Raw genomic sequence first — 20,778 nt, forward strand, 5'->3', positions numbered from 1 at the left:
GAAAAAATCTCCGCTTTTTTATTGATATAAAAATGAAAATCGCAGCAGCACAAATCAAACCTGTAAAAGGAGATATCCTTAAAAACATTGAAAATCACAAAATAGTAATCGAAGCCGCAATTAATAAAAATGTGGATTTAATCATCTTCCCCGAACTTTCAATTACCGGCTATGAGCCTGAATTGGCAGAGCAACTCTCCATTGATTATAAAGATCCCATTTTAGACGTTTTTCAAAAGATGGCAGACGAAAATAACATCAGCATCACTGTTGGGATGCCTACAAAATTTAATAATCAATTATTGATCAGCAGTATTATATTTCAACCGAAAAAAGGAAGAGAAGTTTATTCAAAACGTCATCTTTTCCCAACGGAAACCGCTGTATTTTCAAAAGGAGATCCCTTCTGTCAGCTGGAAATTGTACAGAATAAAATTTCATTAGCCATCTGTTATGATTTATCGGATCCGATGCATTCTCAGGAAGCTTATAACTCAGGGTCAAATATCTACACGGCAAGTGTTCTCAATTCTGTTAATGGTATCGATGACGACCTCGCTAAACTATCTAATATTGCAGAAAAATATCATATGCATGTTTTGATGGCTAATTTTACAGGAGAATCCGGAGGTTATGAATGTGCCGGAAAATCTTCTGTCTGGAATACCAATGGAAGTTTACTTGGACAACTTAATAGTGATGATGAAGGCATCCTGATTGTGAACACAGATAATGACCGGATCGAAAAAATTTATATCTACTAAAGCGGTGAAAATCTCCGCTTTTTTTCATCCAAAATTACAATATTGTTCAATTTAACTCTGCATTCATTGATAATATGGGATTGCCTTAGCTCTTATATCAAATATTTGTGAAATAACTAAAATTACAATTTAATAGAAAAAAAACAACAAAAAATAAATTTATTGACGAAATAAATACACAACACAATATAATAAACAACAAAAAAAATATTATATTATGTTATATTTAAATATGGCTTTTATTAATACATTTACCATACACAGCCTAGTTATAATAACAATTAAATCAAGATGCGGCATTGATTTACTGCGGAATAGATTCCGTATTCTTATAATAAGGCTGTTCGTATTCGGAAAAATTGATCGACAAACCAATATTAAATGATATGAAAAGCAAACTATTACTCTTATCTGGATGCCTTGTTTTGGCATTGAATTCATGTAGGTCGGATATGGAAAATGCTCAGGCAGATTCTATTGATCATACAACGGCGAAGCTAGACAATACAACGGTTCACAAATTATTAATTAACGGAACTTATACCTATGTCAATGAAGTAAATGGTGAATATTTTTACGCAGATGACATTACTATTACATCTGAACAGTTTAACAAATTAAAGATGCAGGCCAATTCTGAATTGTCAACAGCGGAGAAAAGTACCATCGTAAGCTCCTTTATTAAGACATGGCCAAGTGCAACGGTCTATTATACACTACCCAGCCAGGGAACCTTGAGTACTCAGAACTATAATACGTTCCTTACTAACATCAATAAAGCGTTTGATATGATTTCTTCTCAAACTAGTGTCCAGTTTGTTGAACGCACCAATCAGACAGAATATATCACCTTTACTTATTCTACAGGTAACAGTTCTCCACTTGGATGGCAGCAAAACAGGGTTAATGGTATCAAAATTTATAATATTACCTATCCGGCAATTATTGCCCACGAAGTTATGCACTCTATGGGAATCATGCATGAACAATGCCGTCCAGACAGAGATCAGTATATTATTGTAGATGTCAACAGGGCAACAGAAGGCAGCCGTCATAACTTTAACCTTTACAATGATTATGCAGGACATGGTGCATTTGATTTCGGTTCAGTCATGATGTATCAGTCTACAGACTTTGCTATAGACTCAAGTCAACCTGTAATGACTAAACTGGATGGTTCTACTTTCACCAAGCAAAGAACAGGATTATCTGCCGGTGATTATGCGGGAATTAACCATTTGTATGGGCCTGTTAATGCGACTTCTGTAATCAACGGAACTTATACAATGACAACATCTTTAGCGAATGATAAAAATTTAGACATTTCCGGAAGCTCCACTACAGATGGCACCAGCGTGATTCTATATTCAGCCTCTACAGGGAATAATCAGAGATTTACTTTCAGCAAATCAGATCATGGTTATTATACCATCAAATCTTTATTGGATCCTACAAAGGTTTTAACAGTAAAAAATAGCGGAACATCAAATGGAACAGCCGTAGAGTTAAGAACTAATTCTAATACAGATTCCCAGAAATGGTTATTATTCAACCTGGGAAATAATGGCTTTGGATTCGCTCCTAAGAATGCGCCATCTTTGAGATTAGAAGTGAAGAATGGTCTAACAACTAACCTTACGCCGATTGTAATCGGTAGTACGGATCAAGCGGTTCAGCCGTCTGCAAAGCAACGTTTTAAACTTACAAAAGTCAACTAAATTAAACTTTTTCATCAAATAAAGAGGTTAGGAAATTTATTCCCTAACCTCTTTTGTTTGTCAGATCAGTATACACTTCCTGCTTTATAATTAGTTACTGTTTAATTTCAATATTTCCTTTCTTCCCGGACCAGTAGAAAGATAAGTAATGGGAACTCCAAGTTCATAATTTAAAAAAGACAGGAAATCCTTTAATTCCTCAGGCAGAACAGAAGCATCTTCAATAGCGGTAATATCTCCTTCCCAGCCTTTCATCTGTTTTAAAATCGGACGGGCATTTTCAGGAAGAGTTCCGGAAATAGTTGCTATATTTCCGTCTTCAAGCTCATAATGGGTACAGACTGCTACTGATTTCATTCCGCTTAAAACATCAGCCTTGGTCAGGATCACCTGAGTAACACCATTGATCATAATAGCATATCTTAAAGCAGGAAGATCCAGCCAGCCTATTCTTCTGGGACGTCCGGTATTGGAACCAAACTCATGGCCTTTATTTCTGATCTCTTCACCCAGGTCATCCAAGATCTCTGTCGGAAACATACCATTCCCTACTCTTGTACAATATGCTTTTGCAATTCCGAATATTTCGCCGACTTTTTTAGGAGAAATACCTAATCCGCTGCAGCCCCCTGAAGCTGTGGTGGAAGATGAAGTTACATAAGGATAAGTACCATGGTCTATATCCAGCATTGCAGCCTGGGATCCTTCTGCCAGAATTCTTTTTCCTTCAGATAAAGCTACATTTAAAAACAGCTCTGTTTCCGTACGAATGAACTTCTTCAAAAATTCTATAGCCTCGAAAAACTCCATGCTGATTTCTTCCAATGAAGGAAGCACCTTATCACCGCCTGCAAGTAATCTATAATCTCTCTTTAAAATATGTCCTACCCTGCTTTCAAAATCCGGAGACTCTATGTCTTCAACTCTTACATTCTGTCTTAAAATTTTATTGGAATAAGCCTGTGCAATACCGTTTCTTGTAGTTCCGATGGTGGTGTAATCAGGATTATCTTCCATAAAGATATCCAAAAGCCTATGCGTAGGAAGCACCAGGTGTGTTTTTCTGGAAATAATTAGATTCTGTTCCGGGTCAACAGTTCCGTCAAATTCTTTAAGATTTAAAATCTCTCTTTTCAGACTTACGGGATCCAACACTGTTCCTGTTCCGATCACATTCTGAACACCTTTCATGAAAATCCCTGAGGGAAGAGATTTCAGCGTGATTCTTTTTCCGTTACGTTCTATACTGTGTCCTGCATTGGCCCCTCCATTAAAGCGAGCCGTGATGTCATAACCCTCACTGATAAGGTCAATAAACTTACCTTTACCTTCATCACCCCACTGCAATCCTAAGACAATATCCATATTCATACTTTACATTTATACTGCAAAGCTATGGCAGCTGACATAGGAGGCCATTGTCATTTGGCAAAAAAGTATTTATACGATATTTCTTCTGATCCGGCTTAATGAAGAAGGAGTAATGCCGAGATAAGAAGCCAGCATAGACTGTGGCACCCTGTTAGCAAGGCCCGGATAATGATCTAAAAAATGAATATAACGTGATTTAGCATCCAAATTCAGCATGGTACTGGCTACCTTAAGTTTATTCTCTGCTACAAAAGCATGAAGCCTGGCAAATAATACCGGCCAAATGGCAATTTCTTTCTCCAGCTTTTTAAAATGATCAAGATCAATCGCCAGCAGTACCCCATCAGTTACCGCTTCAATATACTCAAGCGAAGGTATTTGATCTGCAAAGCCATGAAAATCACCGATAAACCTTCCCTCATAGATAAAGTAGCGCGTAAAATCATCTCCCTGCTTATTGTAGTACAAAGACCTGAAAATGCCTTCTTTTACAAAAGCAATCTTTCGGCTCACTTTTCCGGCTTCTATGAAAACTTCTCCTTTAGGAATATTGATTTCATTTAATCCTTCAGCGATTAGCAATTCTTCCCCAGTATTCAGTACCCCGAATTTTCTGATGTATTTAAAAAGTTCCTCCATAGTTATTTCTGCCCGAATATTGGGAAAATATAAATGTATAAAAATAGTGTGGAGAAGCCATTGTCATTTGGCAACAAAGCAGATAAAATGTACCACATCATCTTTTCACGGCATGTTAATTGATTGATTTTTAAAAACGTAAGACAATGAAAGCAATCTGGAACGGCGCCATTGGCTTCGGTTTAGTCAATATCCCGGTTAAAATCTATTCAGCCACAGAAACCACAAAACTGGACCTCGATATGCTCGATAAATCTGATTTTTCTAATATCAAATTTAAAAGAGTGAATGAGAGAACAGGAAAAGAAGTAAAATGGGAAAACATTGTAAAAGGTTATCTCATGGATGATAAATACATCGTTCTCGATGAGGAAGATTACGAAGCTGCCAGCCCTGAGAAGACCAAAATACTTTCTATTGACCAGTTTGTAAAAGAAGCAGAAGTAGACAGTGTGTATTTCGAAAACCCCTACTATCTGGAACCTCAGAAAAACGGTGAAAATGCGTACAGGCTTTTGTTAAAAGCTTTGCAGGAAACAGAAATGGCAGGCATCGGAACCTTTGTCCTCCGTGATAGTGCAGCTATCGGAATGATCAGGCCTTATAATGAAGAAATCCTGGTTCTGAACCGGCTTAGGTTTCATCAGGAGATCAGAGATTATAAGGATCTTAAAATTCCTGCTCAAAAAGCTCCTAAACCTGCAGAACTCAAAATGGCAGTAAGCCTTATCAAACAGCTTTCCCAGGACTTTGACCCCGTCATGTATAAAGACACCTATTCTGATGAACTGATGAAGATCATCAAAAAGAAAGCGAAAGGCAAAAATATAAAAACCAAAAAAGCCGAACCTGCGAAAGAAGGAAAAGTGATTGATCTTATGGCTCAATTAAAAGCCAGTCTGCAAACTCCTAAATCCAAATCTGCATCCTAATGGCTCTAAAAGATTATAACAATAAAAGAAAGTTCGATGAAACAGCCGAACCTAAAGGTAAGGCAAAAAAAAGCAAAGACCAACTGATTTTTGTCGTTCAGAGGCATGCAGCTTCCCGTCTTCACTATGATTTCAGGTTAGAAATGGAAGGGGTATTGAAAAGCTGGGCTGTTCCAAAAGGCCCTTCACTGGATCCAAAAGACAAACGTCTTGCTATGATGGTGGAAGACCATCCCTATGATTATAAAGATTTTGAAGGAAATATCCCCGAAGGAAACTATGGAGCCGGACAGGTAGAAGTTTGGGACAGCGGAACGTATGAACCTTTAGACGATACAAGCAAACTTTCTGACGAAAAGGAATTATTAAAAGAACTAAAAGCAGGTTCCATAAAATTCACTTTACATGGCAAAAAACTGAAAGGTGAATTTGCTTTGTTTAAAATGAAAAATGCTGAAAATAATGCCTGGCTTTTAATTAAGCATAAAGATGATTTCGCTGAAGACCAATATGATGCAGAAGAAAATACGTCTCCGAAATCTTTGGTAACGAAATTTTTAGAGGAAAAAAAAAGCCTAAAAAACAACAAAAAGAAGTCATAACTTCTGAAACAAAGCCAGAATTTCAAAGGTTTAATTCTTTAGTTGACGAAAAAAAACTGAAGAATTTCATTAAACCTATGCTGGCAAAGCCTTTTGAAAAAGTCTTCGATGATGAGAACTGGCTTTTTGAAATCAAATGGGACGGCTACAGGGCAATTGCTGATCTTAGCCATACAGATCCCCTATTCTACTCCCGAAATGGGATATCCTTTTTATCAAAATTTGAAAAAGTCACGAAAGGTTTTAGCCAACAGAAACATAAAATGATCGTGGATGGTGAAATCGTCGCGTATGATGAACATGGAAAGCCCAATTTTCAGCTTTTACAGCAGATCGGTGACCTTCCTGATCTTGCATTAACCTTTCAGGTTTTTGATCTTCTCTGGCTGAATGGCCATTCGACCGAAGAACTTCCTCTCGTACAGCGGAAGGAACTTTTAAAAGAAGCTTTAACAGAAACGGATGTAATTAAATATTGTGACCATATTCCTGAAAATGGAATTGCTTTTTTTAATCAGATGAAAAAAATGAAGCTAGAAGGTATGATCGCAAAAAAGGCCGACAGCTTATATGTTGAAAACCACAGAACAAATGACTGGCTTAAAATAAAATTCACGAATACGGATGAAGCCATTATCTGTGGATTTACAGAACCCAGAGGTTCGAGGGAAAGTTTCGGAGCTTTAATTTTAGGAAAATACATTGACGGAAAACTGATTTACTGTGGCCATACTGGAACAGGCTTTAATAACGAATCTTTAAAACAACTTTATGACAGGCTTCAAAACCTTATTGTAAAAACTTCCCCATTTGAAACTGCTCCGAAAACAAATATGCCCGTAACATGGACGAAACCTGAGCTGGTATGTGAAATTAAATATTCTGAAATCACGAAAGACGGTATCTACCGGCATCCTGTTTTTCTGGCTATCCGAGAAGACAAAGACCCTGTAGAAATTAAATTAACTCCAAACAACAAAAAGTCTAAAGAAATGAAAGCAAAAACACCATCAAATAAATCAGAGAATTCCGAAAAAGAAAAGGAAATTACTCTGGATAAACATCAAGTAAAGCTCACCAATCAGGATAAGATCTATTTTCCGAAAGACGGCATTACCAAAGGCGATGTGATCGACTATTATCAGTCTGTTGCTACTTATATTCTTCCTTATCTGAAAAACCGCCCGCTTTCTCTCAACCGTTTTCCTAACGGTATTGAAGAACAGGGATTTTACCAGAAAGATGCTGGAGACAGTATGCCGGACTGGATCAAAACAACAAAGATTTATTCGGAATCCAATGACAAATATATTGACTACGTTTACTGTAATGACAAGGCAACTTTAGCGTACCTGAATAATTTGGGTTGTATCGATCTGAATCCTTGGAACAGTTCACTTCCTGATCTGGAACATCCGGATTATCTGGTGCTGGACCTGGACCCATCCAAGAAAAATACATTTGATGACGTAATTGAAACAGCCCTTCAGGTGAATGAAGTTTTAAATTCAATTAAAGTTAAAAGCTATTGCAAGACTTCCGGAAGTACAGGAATCCATATTTATATTCCGATGGGAGGAACATATGATTTTGACCAGGTCAAAGATTTCGCGCATATTCTGATGAAACAAGTCAATGAAAAGCTTCCGAAACTGACGACTCTGGAAAGAAGTTTACAGAAAAGAGATGATAAGAAAATTTATATGGACTATCTGCAAAACAGGACGGGACAGACCTTAGCGAGTGTTTACAGCTTACGTCCAAAAGAGGGAGCTCCCGTTTCTATGCCATTGAAATGGGATGAGGTAAAATCTGGTCTGAAACCCACCGATTTTACGATTCATAATGCTTTAGAAAGGATCAAGGACAAGGGAGATTTGTTTAAACCGGTGTTGGGAAAGGGGATTGATATGATGAAGGCGTTGGAATTACTTCAAAATAATTACTAATTTGTATATTTTTGTCGAAATAAACATCCTAAATGATTGAGCCTATCAAATTACAACTTCTTTTCAATGAAAATACGGAAAGAGGTCAGCAAAGATTTTCCCTTAAATATGTTTGGAAAAAATCCTTTAATGATCTTAAAAAAGCTCTTATTTATGCTATTCTATTTCTGTCGCTGGGCTTTTTTCCATTAAAAGGTTTTGCTGGCAGCCCGTTTCCCTATATTTTCAAATATGTTGGTTTTCTTTACATTGGATATGCATTCATTCTGGTTTATCACTATTTTGCAGCTAAAAGAAAAACATATAAATTGATAGAGGAAAATATAAACGATTTCAAAACAAGAGATCTAAACATGCACTTTATTACTTTGAATCAGAATAATATAGTTATTGAAAACTCCCTTAACACAATCAGTTCTATTTGGGAAAAAATAAATTATAAATTTGTCGATAAATATCTTATTTTAAGTACTTTAAATAACTCTTTACATTTCATTTTCACCCCATCTGAATTTAAAAAAAGTGATTATCAAACACTGATAGATTATTTACAAAAAAACTCTAAACAGATAAGTTAAGGTAATTTCGCCACCAAACTTTCCGGCAAGATTTTCAAAATAGTATAAATAATTTTCCATTTAAAATTCGGGACAATAGTGAAAGAATTTCCTGCATTGACGATATGTCGTGCCACATAATCCGGCTCCATGATCAGAGATTCATTAAGTTGAAGCCCTTCATTAATCTTTGTTCTGATATAACCGATTACCAAGGCATTGACCGCAATTTTTCTTGAGGCTAATTCCTGTCGTAAACCTGCTAAATACTGAGTAAACGCTGCTTTGGTACTTCCATACACAAAATTACTTTTCCTTCCTCTCACCCCCGAAAGCGACGACAACCCAATAATTCTTTCCAGGTGAGCATTATTATGATCCATTGCGATAATATTCAGGATGGAAACAGCTCCCATATAATTAACCTGCATCATCTGCTGTGTACCTTTAAAATCTCTTAATGCTTTCTCATTATCAACAAGAAAACCGGCTGCATATACTGCAATATGAGGTTTTACAGGAAGCTGATCATAAAATGTCTGATGGGAATTAAAATCTACCGCATCAAAATACAGTATTCTAACCTTTGAGGAATCCAGTTTGTTGTCTTCAACAAATTTTTCAAGTGAAGAGATATCCCTCGAAGCTGCCAGTACAGAAAATCCTTTTTCAAGGTACTGCCTGATGCACTGTTTGGCCACATCTGAATTGGCTCCCAGAATGAGAACGGTTTTGCCTGTATTTTGATTCATGGTGCAAAGATATTTTATTTTGGGAGTATGAAAAATGAATTTTAATGACGTGGGATTTTTTTAACTACTGATTTCACAAATGAGTACTTGAATATCATGAAGGTGAACCTGAAATTGAGAGTTAAATGAGACCCTTATAATTTTTAACGCAAAGATTTAAATGCTTATGCACTAGTTTTGAGATGGGCAAAGAGATGTAGCTGCGCCACTGACTAAGCTTATGTTTTAGTCATTCGCTTAGCTTTGCGTTTATATTTGGAGTATCTGTTTATAAAAAACTCGGCGCGGTGAACTTTGTTCACCGCGCCGAGCCAATATTTTCAAACTAAAAAAAATTATTTCTTTTCAGTATCGATTTCTTTTTTCTCTGCTGTTTTTTCAGCAGCAGCTTTTGCTTTTTCTCCAAAACGCGTTTCAGTAAATTCTCTTGAAACGGCTGCTTTTTCGAATTTCAGTTTTCCTGATAAAGTTTCGATAACGAAACCATCATCCTGAACCTGAGCAATTCTTCCGTGAAGACCTGAAGTAAGGACTACTCTGGTTCCTACTTTTAGAGTTTCCTGAAAGCTTTTCTCTTGCTTCTGTTTTCTCATCTGTGGTCTTATCATCAGAAAATAGAACCCCACAAACATTACCCCCATCATGATCAGCATCATAGATGAAGACCCCTGCTGTGCCTGTAAAAAGATTGTCAACATATATTATATTATGGTTGGATGTTCGCTGTGAACGTTAATTTTATAGGAGCCTTATCAACGTTGGCAAATACGTCTGCATACTTCTGCACGTTTCCGTCAAAGCTTGAAGAGTCAAAATGCAATGTGATATTTCCTTTTTTACCCGGAAGGATAGGTTCTTTAGTAAAATCAGGAGCAGTACATCCGCATCCAGGTTTTACTTCAGAGATCACTAAAGGATTTTTTCCTGTATTGGTAATCTCATAAATGTGCTGTACTTTCTCTCCTTTTTTGATTTTTCCAAAATCGAAGTTGTTTTCAGAAAGGGCAACTGATGTTAATGGCTGGTTTGAAACCGGAGCCACTGCTGCGTTAGTTACTGTTGGTTCTGTCGCTGAATCAGTTGGAGTCGCTTGTTGTATTGCTGTAGAATCTGCTGTTGCAGTTTCAGTACCTTGAACTTCTTTGTTTTCTTTCTTACAAGAAACCAAACCAAATCCTATGATAGACAAAGCGATAATTGATAATGTCTTTTTCATGTTAAATTCTATTTTGATCTTTACAATATTTATCCAAAATTCCGTTAATAAAGATATTGGAACGGTCTGTTGCAAATACTTTTGCAATTTCAATATATTCATTGATAATAACTCTTGAAGGCGTCAAAGCAAAATTATCCAGTTCTGAAATAGATGTTGACAAAATTACTTTATCCATTAAAGAAACTCTTTCCAGATCCCAGTTTTCCAGTCTTTCGCTTAGTTTTTTCTCATTAGCTTCCCAGTTGTTCAGGGTATCTCTCAGAAGTTTTCCTGCGAAAACTTTATCCTCTTCATCTTTAATCATCTTAATTAAAGTCCTGCTTTCTTCATCTTCTTTCAGGAAACCGATTGTTTTCTGTACCATTGAGTTGGCGATGTGAATATCATCGTACCAAGAAAGTTCTTTATCGCTCAGGTACTCCTGAAAATCTTCATTTTCAGCAATATATCTCAGAAACAGTTTTCCGATAAATTTCTGATCTGCTTCAAAAGAATATCCATCCTCTTTCATGAAATCCTGATAACGTTTCCCTGCTGTGATTCTTTGGAAAGTTTTCACCAATACATCATCATGCATATCCCATTTCAACTGCTTGTGCTGACCTGTGAAAAATAATCTCTCGGGATTTTCTTCCAGCTTGATCAGAACTTGGTTATTGATGAATTTTTGGTTAGGATTAATTTCAGCATCAGTTTTAAGGTATTTGTTCTTCCCAATTTCGATCTGGGTTTCTGCTAATTCTTTCAGAGCGACCAAAAAATTGATCTGATAGATGTAGAGATTATAGATTTTCTCTATTCCAGAGAACATGTTTTTCTCTAAAACATCAAATTTTAAAGGATTTTGGTAGTATGAATACACTGTCTGTACTACTTTTTCACGGATTTGTCGTCTTCCTAACATTCAAAGAGCTTTTTATGGGTGCAAAGATACAAAAATTAAAATTGATGAAATTCGTAGTCTGCCTACATTTTCGTAAATTTGTAAAACTTTATGAAAGCGCTAAAAACCTTAAACCCTTACTTTTGGAAGCACAAAATATTATTGTTTTGGGGGTTATTATTCATCATTGCCAGTAATTTCTTCAATATATATAAGGTGCAGTTTGTAGGAAAGTCTGTAGACGAACTTACAAAAGGCGGAAACCTGGGCTTCAATCAGCAGGTTTTGGTGTACGTTGCCATCATTGTCGGCTGTTCACTTTTAACGGGATTTTTCACGTTTATGATGCGCCAGACGATCATTGTTGCATCAAGAAGGATTGAATATGAACTGAAAAACAAAATTTACAGACATTACCAGGAATTATCTCTGACGGATTACAAACAGACGACCATTGGTGACTTGATGAACAGGTTGAGTGAAGATGTTGTAGCAGTAAGAATGTATCTGGGACCAGGTGTCATGTATGTGGTGAATTTAGTGATCCTTCTTTTGATCACTAGTATTTATATGATAAAAACGGATGCGTCTATGACCTTGTGGACTTTGTTGCCGCTTCCTATTTTGTCATACATTATATTTAAGGTAAGTTCTATCATCAATAAGAAATCGAAGATCATGCAGAAAAGCCAGTCTGCGATCTCTACTTTTGTACAGGACAGCTTTTCAGGGATCCGGGTGGTGAAGTTTTTTGCCAAGGAAAACTACATCAAGAAGAACTATGGAATAAAAGTCACTGATTATCAGAACAAAGCTTTAGATTTAGCAAAAACAGAAGCGTATTTCTTTACCATTATTCTATTTGTCATCGGACTCCTGAATGTTGCGGTCATCCTTGTGGGCGGACAGAAATATATTGCAGGGGAATTGAGTGTTGGTAAAATTGCTGATTTCTTTATGTACATCAATATCCTGATCTGGCCATTTTCAATGGTGGGATGGGTAACTTCAGTCAATCAAAGAGCTGAGGCTTCGATGCAAAGAATTAATGAATTTTTGGATAAAAAATCAGAGGTCACTAATACCAACTTTGACAACTATCCTATTAAAGGGGATATTGAATTCAGAAATGTGTCTTACGTCTATCCGAATACCGGAATCAAAGCATTAGAAAACCTGAGCTTTAAAATCAAGGCCGGAGAATCCCTGGCCATTATGGGTAAAACAGGAAGCGGGAAATCTACGATCGCTCTTTTACTCTGCAGACTGATTGATCCTACTGAAGGAGAGGTTTTAATTGATGGTAAGAACCTGAAAGAACATAATCTGACGAATTACAGAAATTTCATAGGCTATATTCCTCAGGAAAGTTATCTGTTCTCTGATTCTATTGAAAACAATATCGGTTTTGCTATTGATCATCCTTCCCACGAAAAAGTGGTAGAATATGCCAAGATTGCAGACGTTGATAAAAATATTGTTGAATTTAAAGAACAGTATAAAACACTTGTCGGTGAACGCGGGGTCATGCTTTCGGGAGGACAAAAGCAAAGGATATGTATTGCAAGGGCTTTAATAAAGGACCCAAATATCATTATTTTTGATGATTCCCTGTCGGCTTTAGACACGGAAACAGAGCAGAATATTCTTGAAAATATTGACCGTAAAATCAACAACGCCACATCCATAATTATCACACACAGAGAGTCTAGCGCTCAGAGAGCTGATAAAATCATCAACCTTACTGAAATTGCCAATTCTTTAACTGCTTAGCCGTTTCGTTCTCAATTGTTAAATAAATCATAAAAAAAATTTTGTGATTAAAAGAATTCTTTTATATTTGTTCTTAACAAGATTAAAAAATATCTAACAATGAGTGAATACAAGGAACGCCATGAAAATGAAATTTTCACGAAGGTGTTAAAAGCGGGGAGAAGAACTTATTTCTTTGATGTGCGCGAGACGAAAGCAGGAGATTATTATCTTACGATTACCGAAAGTAAAAAGAACTTCGGGGAGAATGGGGAAGCTACATTCGAGAAGCACAAAATTTATCTTTACAAAGAGGATTTTAAAAGTTTTCAGGAGATGTTCAATGAATCCACAGATTTCATCATTAATGAAAAGGGTGAGGATGTAATATCAGAAAAACATGACAAAGACTTCAAAAGCAAATCATTCACTATTGATTCTGACGACGAAGTATAAAAAAAGAATATCTAAAAACACAAGCATCTGAAAAAGGTGCTTTTTTTTATGTCCAACCGTAAATTTCCCCGATAAATAACGTTAAGCTTAAATACACTACAAAAATCTTAAAATAAATAAGAAGCATTTTGTAATTTTTAAAGACTAAAATTGGCGGCCAAAATAGTATAAAATAAAAAAGTACACTTTAAAAAGTGTACTTTTTTGGGTGAATGAGGGGTCTCGAACCCCCGACCTTCGGAACCACAATCCGACGCTCTAACCAACTGAGCTACAATCACCGTTTTGTGAGTGCAAATATAGGGAAGATTTTTTAATTACCAAATAATTCCGTCAAAATTTTTCATCGCAATGAGCTTCTCAGACGTAAATCCCTCAGCATAAGTAACTCCCGATAATCTTCCTAAATCTTGAGCACGATAGGTCAGGCTTTCGAAAAAGTCTTTTGTTGCAATCGGGGTAACAGGTTCATTGGATGTTGGATCATAGAACTGTGTTTTGAAGGCCATGCATGCTTCAATCTTCTTATTTAGATGTTCGGATATGTCAATGACAAACTCAGGTTTGATATCTTTCCATTGGATATAATGAAAAATCTGCTTTGGTCTCCAGACTTCCTGATTCTCGCCATCTATTACAGTTTCAATTTTTCTCAGCCCGGCTAAGAAGCACGCATCCGATACTAATTTCGCGCCTTTTGCATGATCCGGATGTCTGTCATCAATAGCATTGGCTAGGACGATTTCAGGGCGGTATTTACGGATCATTTTTACAATCTCCATCTGATATTCTTCAGAATTCACCAAAAAGCCATCTTTCATACCTAAATTTTCTCTTGCCGAAACACCAAGGATCTTTGCAGCTTCACCTGCTTCTACTTTTCTTGTTTCATCCGTTCCTCTTGTTCCCAACTCTCCTTTTGTCAGGTCCACAATGACACATATTTTACCTTCCGAAATCATTTTAGCGATAGTTCCACCACATCCCAGCTCTACATCATCAGGATGTGCCCCAAAAGCAAGTATATCTGTTTTCATCTGTTCTTTTTATTTTTTAATTTGTCAGATGGAACGCCCAATAATTTTTCTCGCATTTTCGAATTTTTAACCCCCGGACGTTTCATATGTTCAAAGATAAGATTTAAAATAAAAACTTCCCAAACATGGAGAATGGGAAGTTTTAATATCTATAATTTAAAATTTAAATTACTTATTGATTTCTGCATTTAATTTTATAGCATCCTTATACGTAGGATCAAGTTGTAAAGATTTAGCTACATAATCTTTAGCTTTTGCAGCATCAGAATCCTTACTCATATAAGCCACTGCAAAGTAAGCATAAGATAAAATCTGCTTGTTAGCTTCCTTGTCTGCAGGTTTTATTGTACTGATGAATTTTTCGTATGCTAATTTTGCAGCATCGTTATTTCCAGCCTGCTGGTAAGAATATCCCTGACTGTAATAAGCTGGTGCCCAATCCGGAAGAAGAGCACTCATTTTCTGCCAGGTAAGAACAGCTCCATTCCAGTTTTTAATATCCTGGTAAGCTGTAGCCAACTTAAATAGGGAATCTGAATCCTCTTTATTAGCAGCCACTTTCTTTTTCAATGCTTCGATTTCAGGACTAGTAGGTCCTTTCTCTGCTTCAGCCTGAGAAGCACCCCCACCTGCGATATTAGCAAGTTCTATATCCCACTTCATGGTTTCATCTTTCGCAGCTTTAGCGATAGCAATCTTCTGCTGAGCTTCTGTATTTAAAGCTGCTTTTTTAGCGGCATCCGTTTCAGTTTTAGCCAATCCTGCAGCGATAAGTCCCTGAAGACCCTGATCCGCTGGCTGTAATCTTGTTTTCTCAGCCTGAGAAACAAAAGTATCCATGTTTTGTTTTGCATCAGCATAGTTTCCGTCAGCATAAGACTGATAAGCTCTTAATTTGAATTTGATAGGATCATCAATTTTATCAAAGATCTTGTCTAATACAATTTTAGAGTTCGCATAGTCTTCATTTGTGAAGTATAATTTAGAAATTTCTAACTGTGTATATGGGTCCTCATCAGCATATTTTGTATAGTTGATAAGGTCTTGTGTTGCTTTTGCGTTGTCCTGATATCTGATGTCATAAGAAGCCATCGCTTTATATGCAGGTGCATAAGATGCATCCACAGCAATCGCTTTATCTAAGCTTTCTTTTGCATTTTTCCATAATTGAGCTGCCATCCAAAGTGTACCCATTCTTGTATAAACAGATGCTTTATTTTTAGCTAAAGGCAACGCTTTGTCATAAGCAGACATTGCCTCACCTGGTGCTCTTTTAATTCTGTACGCATCCCCAAGGGTATAATAGTAATGAGCAGGAACTCCTTTTTTCTCAGCTTTTTCAACAGCTTTTGTAAGGAACTGAATGGCTGCATCAGGAGCATTGTTTTTCTCAAATAAAGTTAAAGCTTCTGCTGCTCTGAATAATACTTCAGCATCTTTTTCTCTTGAATCTGCTACAATTTTCTGAATTTCAGCAATTGCGCTTTTATCGCCTTTCCCTAATTTTACAGTAGCCAAACCAATTTTGTTAAGATAGCTTTTGTTATCAACAGCTAAACCTTTGTTAAAACTTTCTATAGCTTTAGCATAATCAGGCTCACCCTGCTTCAGGTAAGTATTTCCTAAATAGAAGTAATTTTCTGCTGTAGGAGCTTTGGCAACCATTTCGGTAAAATTGATTTTAGCCTGCGCATATTTATCACTGTCTATACTGTTGATACCATCCTGCAACGTCTGTGCAGAGGCTAAACCGGCAAAAAATACCACAGCTGCTCCAAAAGCAATTTTCTTTACATTCATAATCATTATATCTTTCATTTTATATTTTTCTTTATTAGAATTATATGCTCCACAATTTTTAGACCAAAATAATGTTTTTGCAATAAGTAAAATACTATTTTAATATTTTTTAACGCATTTGAACCTCTCTTTTGTAGATATTATAGGGCTGCAAACCTTCTTTCTGTACGATCATCTGACCCAGTTGTGTACATGAATATCTAATAAATCCGTTAGCGATATTAAAGTTTCCTTCGTTGGTTAAAAAATAAAGAACACGGGTAAAAGGATAAGTCATTTCACGAAGATTGACATTATCAACAGTATAAAGCTTTCCATTACTTTCTACTGGAAGTACTTTAACCATTTCTCTAAGCTTCTCAGAAGTTTTATCATAAGGACGGCTGAACGTGTTCAAGCCAATGACTCCGATTTTATCAGTATGCTTACTCAATTCTTCAATAATATTCTGGTTTCCCGGAATAATGGAAAATTTCAGGTCTTTAGGCTGTTTCTTCAGCTTTTGTGCAACGAAATTCAGGTTACTTGAATTGGTTCCGTCAAAAATAAAATTCTTGGCATCAGATTCAAGCCCGTTTTTTATTTCATCCATTGAAATGCTCTGTTTCGGAGAAGCTTTAGGAACAACAAATACAACCGCATCTGCAGCAAATTTAGCAGGAAGAAATTTCAGGTCGACCTGTTCTTCATAAGCTTTTTTCTCTTCGGGGGTAAGATCTCTGGACATGACCGTTATTCTTGCCTTGTCATTCAGTAAATCAAGAAAACCTAAATCTTCTTTCTTGGTTTCGATTTTGATATGGGTTTCGGGATAATTAATCATATATCCATCTGCCAATGCTTCGGTAACGCTTTTGAAAGACTCGTCGGTAAGTATGGTAAGGTCTCCTTTATGATAGGATGGAGATTTCTCTTCCTTTTTACAGCTTACGGCAGCGATGCTCATCACAGAAAGCAGCGCAATTTTTAAACTATTCTTCATTTCCTGAATCTTTAATTCTTGTAACTGCTCTATAGATTCTAAATACTCCATAAAGAATAAGCACTGCGCCCATTGCATAAGCAATAGCAGGCTCTAAAATCGTGAAGAAAAATTTGTAGACAATAACCACAATTCCCAATACGATATAAAATAATCCGGTAACTAAGGATAACCAATTGAACATCATGTAACAAAAATACCAAAAAAAATAAAAAAGAGAAGCATATGCTTCTCTTTTTATTTATAATTTGAATAAATAAGTCTTATTCAAAGTTCATCGTAAACGGTACGCTATAGTAAGATCTAACGCTCTCCCCGTTTCTTTTCGCAGGAGTCCATTTTTTAAGTTTCTTAACTACACGAATTGCTTCACTGTTGAAGTCGCCATTTGGAGATTTCTCTTCAATAGTAACTCCGGAAACAGTTCCGTCTCTTTCTACAACGAACTTCAGCTTCGCCTTAAGTGTCCCTTCGCCTCCTTCCATTAAAGAAGTATCAAAATTTTCCCCAAGATACTTTCTTAATGCGGCCATACCTCCAGGATATTCTGCAGACTGGTCTACATCTTTGTAGATTTCGTTAGGATTATTTGTTTTTACTTCCGCAGTACTGGCTTTGTTACCAGTAGATGGCGGTGGTGGCGGTGGTGTATAAGCCGGAGCTTTTACCCCCTCCTGATTATTCAAACCCGTCGTCGTTTCTAACTGCTTAGAAATTGGTGGCGGTGGTGTTTCAATCTTCGGAGCTTTTACTGGCTCCGGAACTACGTTCTGAATAACCTCGATTTTTTCCTCTTCTTTTGGAGGAGGTGGTGGAGGTGGTTCTTCTTCTTTTGGCTGCTCAATGATTGGATCTTCCTCAATAATGTTTACTAAATCTGCCTTCACTTCTTGCTTAGGTGGTTCAGTAAGTCTCTTAATGGTAAGATAAATAAAAGGAGACAAAGCCGCAACCAGGAATAATGCCGTTCCAAGAACAAAAGATTTTGTCAGAAGTCTTGGATACTGATGTCTAAGATCATAGGCACCATATTCCTTGTTTCTATTTTCAAATACAATCTCATCTAAAGTAAGATTCTGATTGTATACATTTTCATCTGCCATAGATTTACAGTTTTATGGTTAAATTACTTTGTAGCTGGTGTAGCCGCAGCTCCATTATTCCCAACTCTCTTATCATAAATAGCTTTTTCCCAAGGCTTCACATCGGTTACCCCGTACTGCTCACTTTTGGTAATGGCCATTTCGTCAAGAATATCTACAAAGTTCTTATATACTGCATCGTCAGTCGGCTTGATAATAACAGTAAATTTTGTTTTATCTGCTGCGCCTGCTTTTGCTTTCTCAATTATTTTTCTAATACCTTCTCTATCGTAAGTAGTCTCGCTAAGATTCTGATCAGTTAAAGATGTAGGATCCTGCTGATGCCAAAAAATCTTATTGTTTTTACCCAATAATAAAGAAATTGAGTTAGAAAGTTTAATTTCTGTTGGAGGTGGTTTCGGCTGATCCTCTTTTGGTTTCGCCGGAAGACCTAAATCCATTACATTCGGTTTGCTAAATGTGGTTGTGAACATAAAGAAGGTAATCAATAGAAAACCCAAGTCCACCATTGGAGTCATATCTACTCTGGTATTCTGCTTCTTGGAACGTACCTTGCCGCCTTTGCCGCCTTTTTCCTGTACTTGTACTTCTGCCATTTCTAAATGATATTATTATGGTTTACCTTCTTGTGATGTAATCAACCAGAATTTAAGAAAATCAATATCTCTTAAACCTTCAAACAGGCTCTTAACTTTAGGGTACTCAGTTGTAACGTCTCCTTTGATCGCTAATTTGTAATCAGGATTTACGCTCAAACTTTGTTTTACCCATTCTACTAACTGCTTATTTGTACTATCCATAGGAATCCCAGTAGGACTCTTAAAGCTTTTCTGCTCCTCATCTGACAAATCGAGATAGCCTTTCAGTTGGTTCATAGGAACCCCAATTGCTTGTACTTTTTGAAATGCAGCTTTTTCTTGGTTGGTAAAAGTCATATTATACTTTTGACCCATTTTTTCTAAAAGCTGTAATCTCTCTGATGCATTTTCTACTGGTTGGAAATAAAATTTCCCATCCGGAGTAGCGTTGATGGTCATCAAACTTGCATCAGGAAGTAACTTCTCTGATATTGAAGATGGCGGTTTAATCTGCTCCACGTCAGGTTTTTTAAACTGAGTGGTCAATATAAAGAATGTAAGTAGTAGGAAGGCAACGTCACACATTGCCGTCATATCCGTCACTACTCCATGTCTTTTTGGTTTGACTCTCGCCATTGTTTTGAATTATTTTTTAATTAAACTTCACTTCTTTTATTGCTAATGCAAATATCTTGCTAAAATTCTTAGTTGAATTCAGCGAAAGACTGCTGGATGCTCATTGCGATCTCATCGATCTTGTAAGTCAATCCATCAATTCTAGATGTAAAGTAGTTATAAAGGATAATTGCAATAGCAGAAGTACCAATACCTAATGCAGTGTTGATCAATGCTTCAGAGATACCTGTAGAAAGTGCAGCAGCATCTGGAGTACCACCACCTGAACCTAATGCAAAGAATGCTTTGATCATCCCGATTACTGTTCCTAAAAGTGCAATCAATGTTGCTACAGTACCTAAAGTAGAAAGAATCATCATGTTCTTTTCTAGCATTGGCATCTCAAGAGTTGTAGCCTCTTCAATAGCTTTGTTAAGAGCTACCATTTTTTGCTCTTTATTTAAAGTAGTATCATGAGAAAGTGCTTTGTAAGTGGTAAGACCTTCTTTTACTACGTTACCTACAGATCCTTGTTGTCTGTCACACTCTTCTAAAGCTTCGTCAACCTTGTTTTGGTTTAGTAAGCTTCTTACTTGTACTACGAAGTTGTCTAAGTTTCCTTTTCCTGCAGCCTTACCTAGTACGAAATGTCTTTCAAAAGAGAAAACGATTACAGTAATCATGAAAGTAATCAAGATTGGTACGATAACCCCTCCTTTGTAGATAATCCCTAAAAACGATTCCGGGTGAATGTCTTTTCCTTCAACACTAGAGAAAGCTACAGAACCACTACCTAGTTTTTCTGCGTCTTTAAAGTTTCCTGGGCTCCCAAGAACAAATAAATAAATACAAACTCCTATAACGAATAAAATAGGAATAATAACAGCCGGGTTTAAACCTCCTGCTTTTCTAGCAACTACTTGCTCATCATTTTTTGAAACATTCATTTCCATATTTAACTAAATTATATTGTTTTTAAAATTTTACAGGGTGTAAATTAAAGGCAAAATTAATTAAAATGCAAGAGTCTTAAATAAACATTTTGCATTTTTCTGATAAAGAAATTTTA

21 protein-coding genes and 1 tRNA gene are annotated in these 20,778 nt (G+C 36.5%); 7 read left to right on the forward strand and 15 right to left on the reverse strand.

What is annotated here, in order from left to right; genetic code table 11:
- The first annotated feature begins 32 nt into the window (after window positions 1-32).
- Window positions 33-764, forward strand: coding sequence for a carbon-nitrogen hydrolase family protein (locus HHL23_RS00890; protein ID WP_169232956.1), 732 nt, complete (start codon window positions 33-35; stop codon window positions 762-764).
- Between the two features lie 386 nt (window positions 765-1,150).
- The gene (locus HHL23_RS00895) at window positions 1,151-2,482 is read left to right on the forward strand and encodes a M12 family metallopeptidase (protein WP_169232957.1); all 1,332 of its coding nucleotides are present in this window, start codon (window positions 1,151-1,153) and stop codon (window positions 2,480-2,482) included.
- A gap of 90 nt (window positions 2,483-2,572) precedes the next feature.
- Here the strand turns inward: HHL23_RS00895 and HHL23_RS00900 are convergent, their stop codons facing one another.
- Both HHL23_RS00900 and HHL23_RS00905 read right to left on the reverse strand, forming a co-directional pair.
- On the reverse strand, window positions 2,573-3,853 hold the full coding sequence (locus HHL23_RS00900; RefSeq protein WP_169232958.1) for an adenylosuccinate synthase: 1,281 nt from the start codon (window positions 3,851-3,853) through the stop codon (window positions 2,573-2,575).
- 69 nt (window positions 3,854-3,922) lie between these two features.
- On the reverse strand, window positions 3,923-4,492 hold the full coding sequence (locus HHL23_RS00905) for a Crp/Fnr family transcriptional regulator (RefSeq protein WP_169232959.1): 570 nt from the start codon (window positions 4,490-4,492) through the stop codon (window positions 3,923-3,925).
- A 146-nt stretch (window positions 4,493-4,638) separates the two neighbouring features.
- On the opposite strand from HHL23_RS00905, the gene ku reads away from it, so the two are divergent.
- The 3 genes from ku to ligD all read left to right on the forward strand — a co-directional run bounded on the left by ku (window position 4,639) and on the right by ligD (window position 7,975).
- Complete coding sequence (gene ku / locus HHL23_RS00910) at window positions 4,639-5,424, forward strand: non-homologous end joining protein Ku (protein ID WP_169232960.1); 786 nt, start codon at window positions 4,639-4,641, stop codon at window positions 5,422-5,424.
- Complete coding sequence (locus HHL23_RS00915; protein ID WP_169232961.1) at window positions 5,424-6,026, forward strand: DNA polymerase ligase N-terminal domain-containing protein; 603 nt, start codon at window positions 5,424-5,426, stop codon at window positions 6,024-6,026. The genes ku and HHL23_RS00915 overlap by 1 nt, the downstream gene beginning before the upstream one ends.
- Before the next feature lie 77 nt (window positions 6,027-6,103).
- Complete coding sequence (gene ligD, locus HHL23_RS00920) at window positions 6,104-7,975, forward strand: DNA ligase D (protein ID WP_169232962.1); 1,872 nt, start codon at window positions 6,104-6,106, stop codon at window positions 7,973-7,975.
- A gap of 574 nt (window positions 7,976-8,549) precedes the next feature.
- Here the strand turns inward: ligD and HHL23_RS00925 are convergent.
- The 4 genes from HHL23_RS00925 to HHL23_RS00940 form a co-directional block, all read right to left on the reverse strand.
- Window positions 8,550-9,284, reverse strand: coding sequence for an SDR family NAD(P)-dependent oxidoreductase (locus tag HHL23_RS00925; protein ID WP_169232963.1), 735 nt, complete (start codon window positions 9,282-9,284; stop codon window positions 8,550-8,552).
- Window positions 9,285-9,619: 335 nt separating this feature from the next.
- Window positions 9,620-9,982 carry a preprotein translocase subunit YajC gene (gene yajC, locus HHL23_RS00930; protein ID WP_169232964.1) on the reverse strand — a complete coding sequence of 121 codons (363 nt, stop codon included), beginning with the start codon at window positions 9,980-9,982 and terminating at the stop codon, window positions 9,620-9,622.
- Window positions 9,983-9,990: 8 nt separating this feature from the next.
- Window positions 9,991-10,500: a DUF1573 domain-containing protein gene (locus tag HHL23_RS00935; RefSeq protein WP_169232965.1), complete on the reverse strand. Its 510-nt coding sequence runs from the start codon at window positions 10,498-10,500 to the stop codon at window positions 9,991-9,993.
- A 1-nt stretch (window position 10,501) separates the two neighbouring features.
- Complete coding sequence (locus HHL23_RS00940) at window positions 10,502-11,407, reverse strand: transcription antitermination protein NusB (RefSeq protein WP_169232966.1); 906 nt, start codon at window positions 11,405-11,407, stop codon at window positions 10,502-10,504.
- A 90-nt stretch (window positions 11,408-11,497) separates the two neighbouring features.
- Here HHL23_RS00940 and HHL23_RS00945 point away from each other — a divergent pair, with 90 nt between their 5' ends.
- Both HHL23_RS00945 and HHL23_RS00950 read left to right on the forward strand, forming a co-directional pair.
- Complete coding sequence (locus HHL23_RS00945; protein ID WP_169232967.1) at window positions 11,498-13,159, forward strand: ABC transporter ATP-binding protein; 1,662 nt, start codon at window positions 11,498-11,500, stop codon at window positions 13,157-13,159.
- A gap of 99 nt (window positions 13,160-13,258) precedes the next feature.
- Entirely contained in the window at window positions 13,259-13,594 is a 336-nt protein-coding gene (locus HHL23_RS00950; protein WP_034701927.1) for a DUF3276 family protein, read from the forward strand.
- 206 nt (window positions 13,595-13,800) lie between these two features.
- Here HHL23_RS00950 and HHL23_RS00955 read toward each other — a convergent pair.
- The 9 genes from HHL23_RS00955 to HHL23_RS00995 form a co-directional block, all read right to left on the reverse strand.
- Window positions 13,801-13,876: transfer RNA gene (locus HHL23_RS00955), tRNA-His, on the reverse strand.
- 35 nt (window positions 13,877-13,911) lie between these two features.
- Window positions 13,912-14,631: a bacillithiol biosynthesis deacetylase BshB1 gene (gene bshB1, locus HHL23_RS00960; protein ID WP_169232968.1), complete on the reverse strand. Its 720-nt coding sequence runs from the start codon at window positions 14,629-14,631 to the stop codon at window positions 13,912-13,914.
- A 168-nt stretch (window positions 14,632-14,799) separates the two neighbouring features.
- Entirely contained in the window at window positions 14,800-16,449 is a 1,650-nt protein-coding gene (locus tag HHL23_RS00965) for a tetratricopeptide repeat protein (RefSeq protein ID WP_169232969.1), read from the reverse strand.
- Between the two features lie 91 nt (window positions 16,450-16,540).
- On the reverse strand, window positions 16,541-17,413 hold the full coding sequence (locus HHL23_RS00970; RefSeq protein WP_169232970.1) for a PstS family phosphate ABC transporter substrate-binding protein: 873 nt from the start codon (window positions 17,411-17,413) through the stop codon (window positions 16,541-16,543).
- Complete coding sequence (locus HHL23_RS00975) at window positions 17,403-17,600, reverse strand: DUF308 domain-containing protein (RefSeq protein ID WP_185194842.1); 198 nt, start codon at window positions 17,598-17,600, stop codon at window positions 17,403-17,405. The genes HHL23_RS00970 and HHL23_RS00975 overlap by 11 nt, the downstream gene beginning before the upstream one ends.
- A 76-nt stretch (window positions 17,601-17,676) precedes the next feature.
- Entirely contained in the window at window positions 17,677-18,516 is an 840-nt protein-coding gene (locus tag HHL23_RS00980) for an energy transducer TonB (protein ID WP_169232971.1), read from the reverse strand.
- 23 nt (window positions 18,517-18,539) lie between these two features.
- Window positions 18,540-19,112, reverse strand: coding sequence for an ExbD/TolR family protein (locus HHL23_RS00985; protein ID WP_169232972.1), 573 nt, complete (start codon window positions 19,110-19,112; stop codon window positions 18,540-18,542).
- A gap of 15 nt (window positions 19,113-19,127) precedes the next feature.
- Entirely contained in the window at window positions 19,128-19,730 is a 603-nt protein-coding gene (locus HHL23_RS00990; RefSeq protein ID WP_034701908.1) for an ExbD/TolR family protein, read from the reverse strand.
- Between the two features lie 68 nt (window positions 19,731-19,798).
- Entirely contained in the window at window positions 19,799-20,662 is an 864-nt protein-coding gene (locus HHL23_RS00995; RefSeq protein ID WP_169232973.1) for a MotA/TolQ/ExbB proton channel family protein, read from the reverse strand.
- Window positions 20,663-20,778 lie beyond the last annotated feature (116 nt).

The sequence above is a fragment of the Chryseobacterium antibioticum genome, from assembly GCF_012927325.1.
In the GTDB taxonomy this organism is placed as follows: domain Bacteria; phylum Bacteroidota; class Bacteroidia; order Flavobacteriales; family Weeksellaceae; genus Chryseobacterium; species Chryseobacterium antibioticum.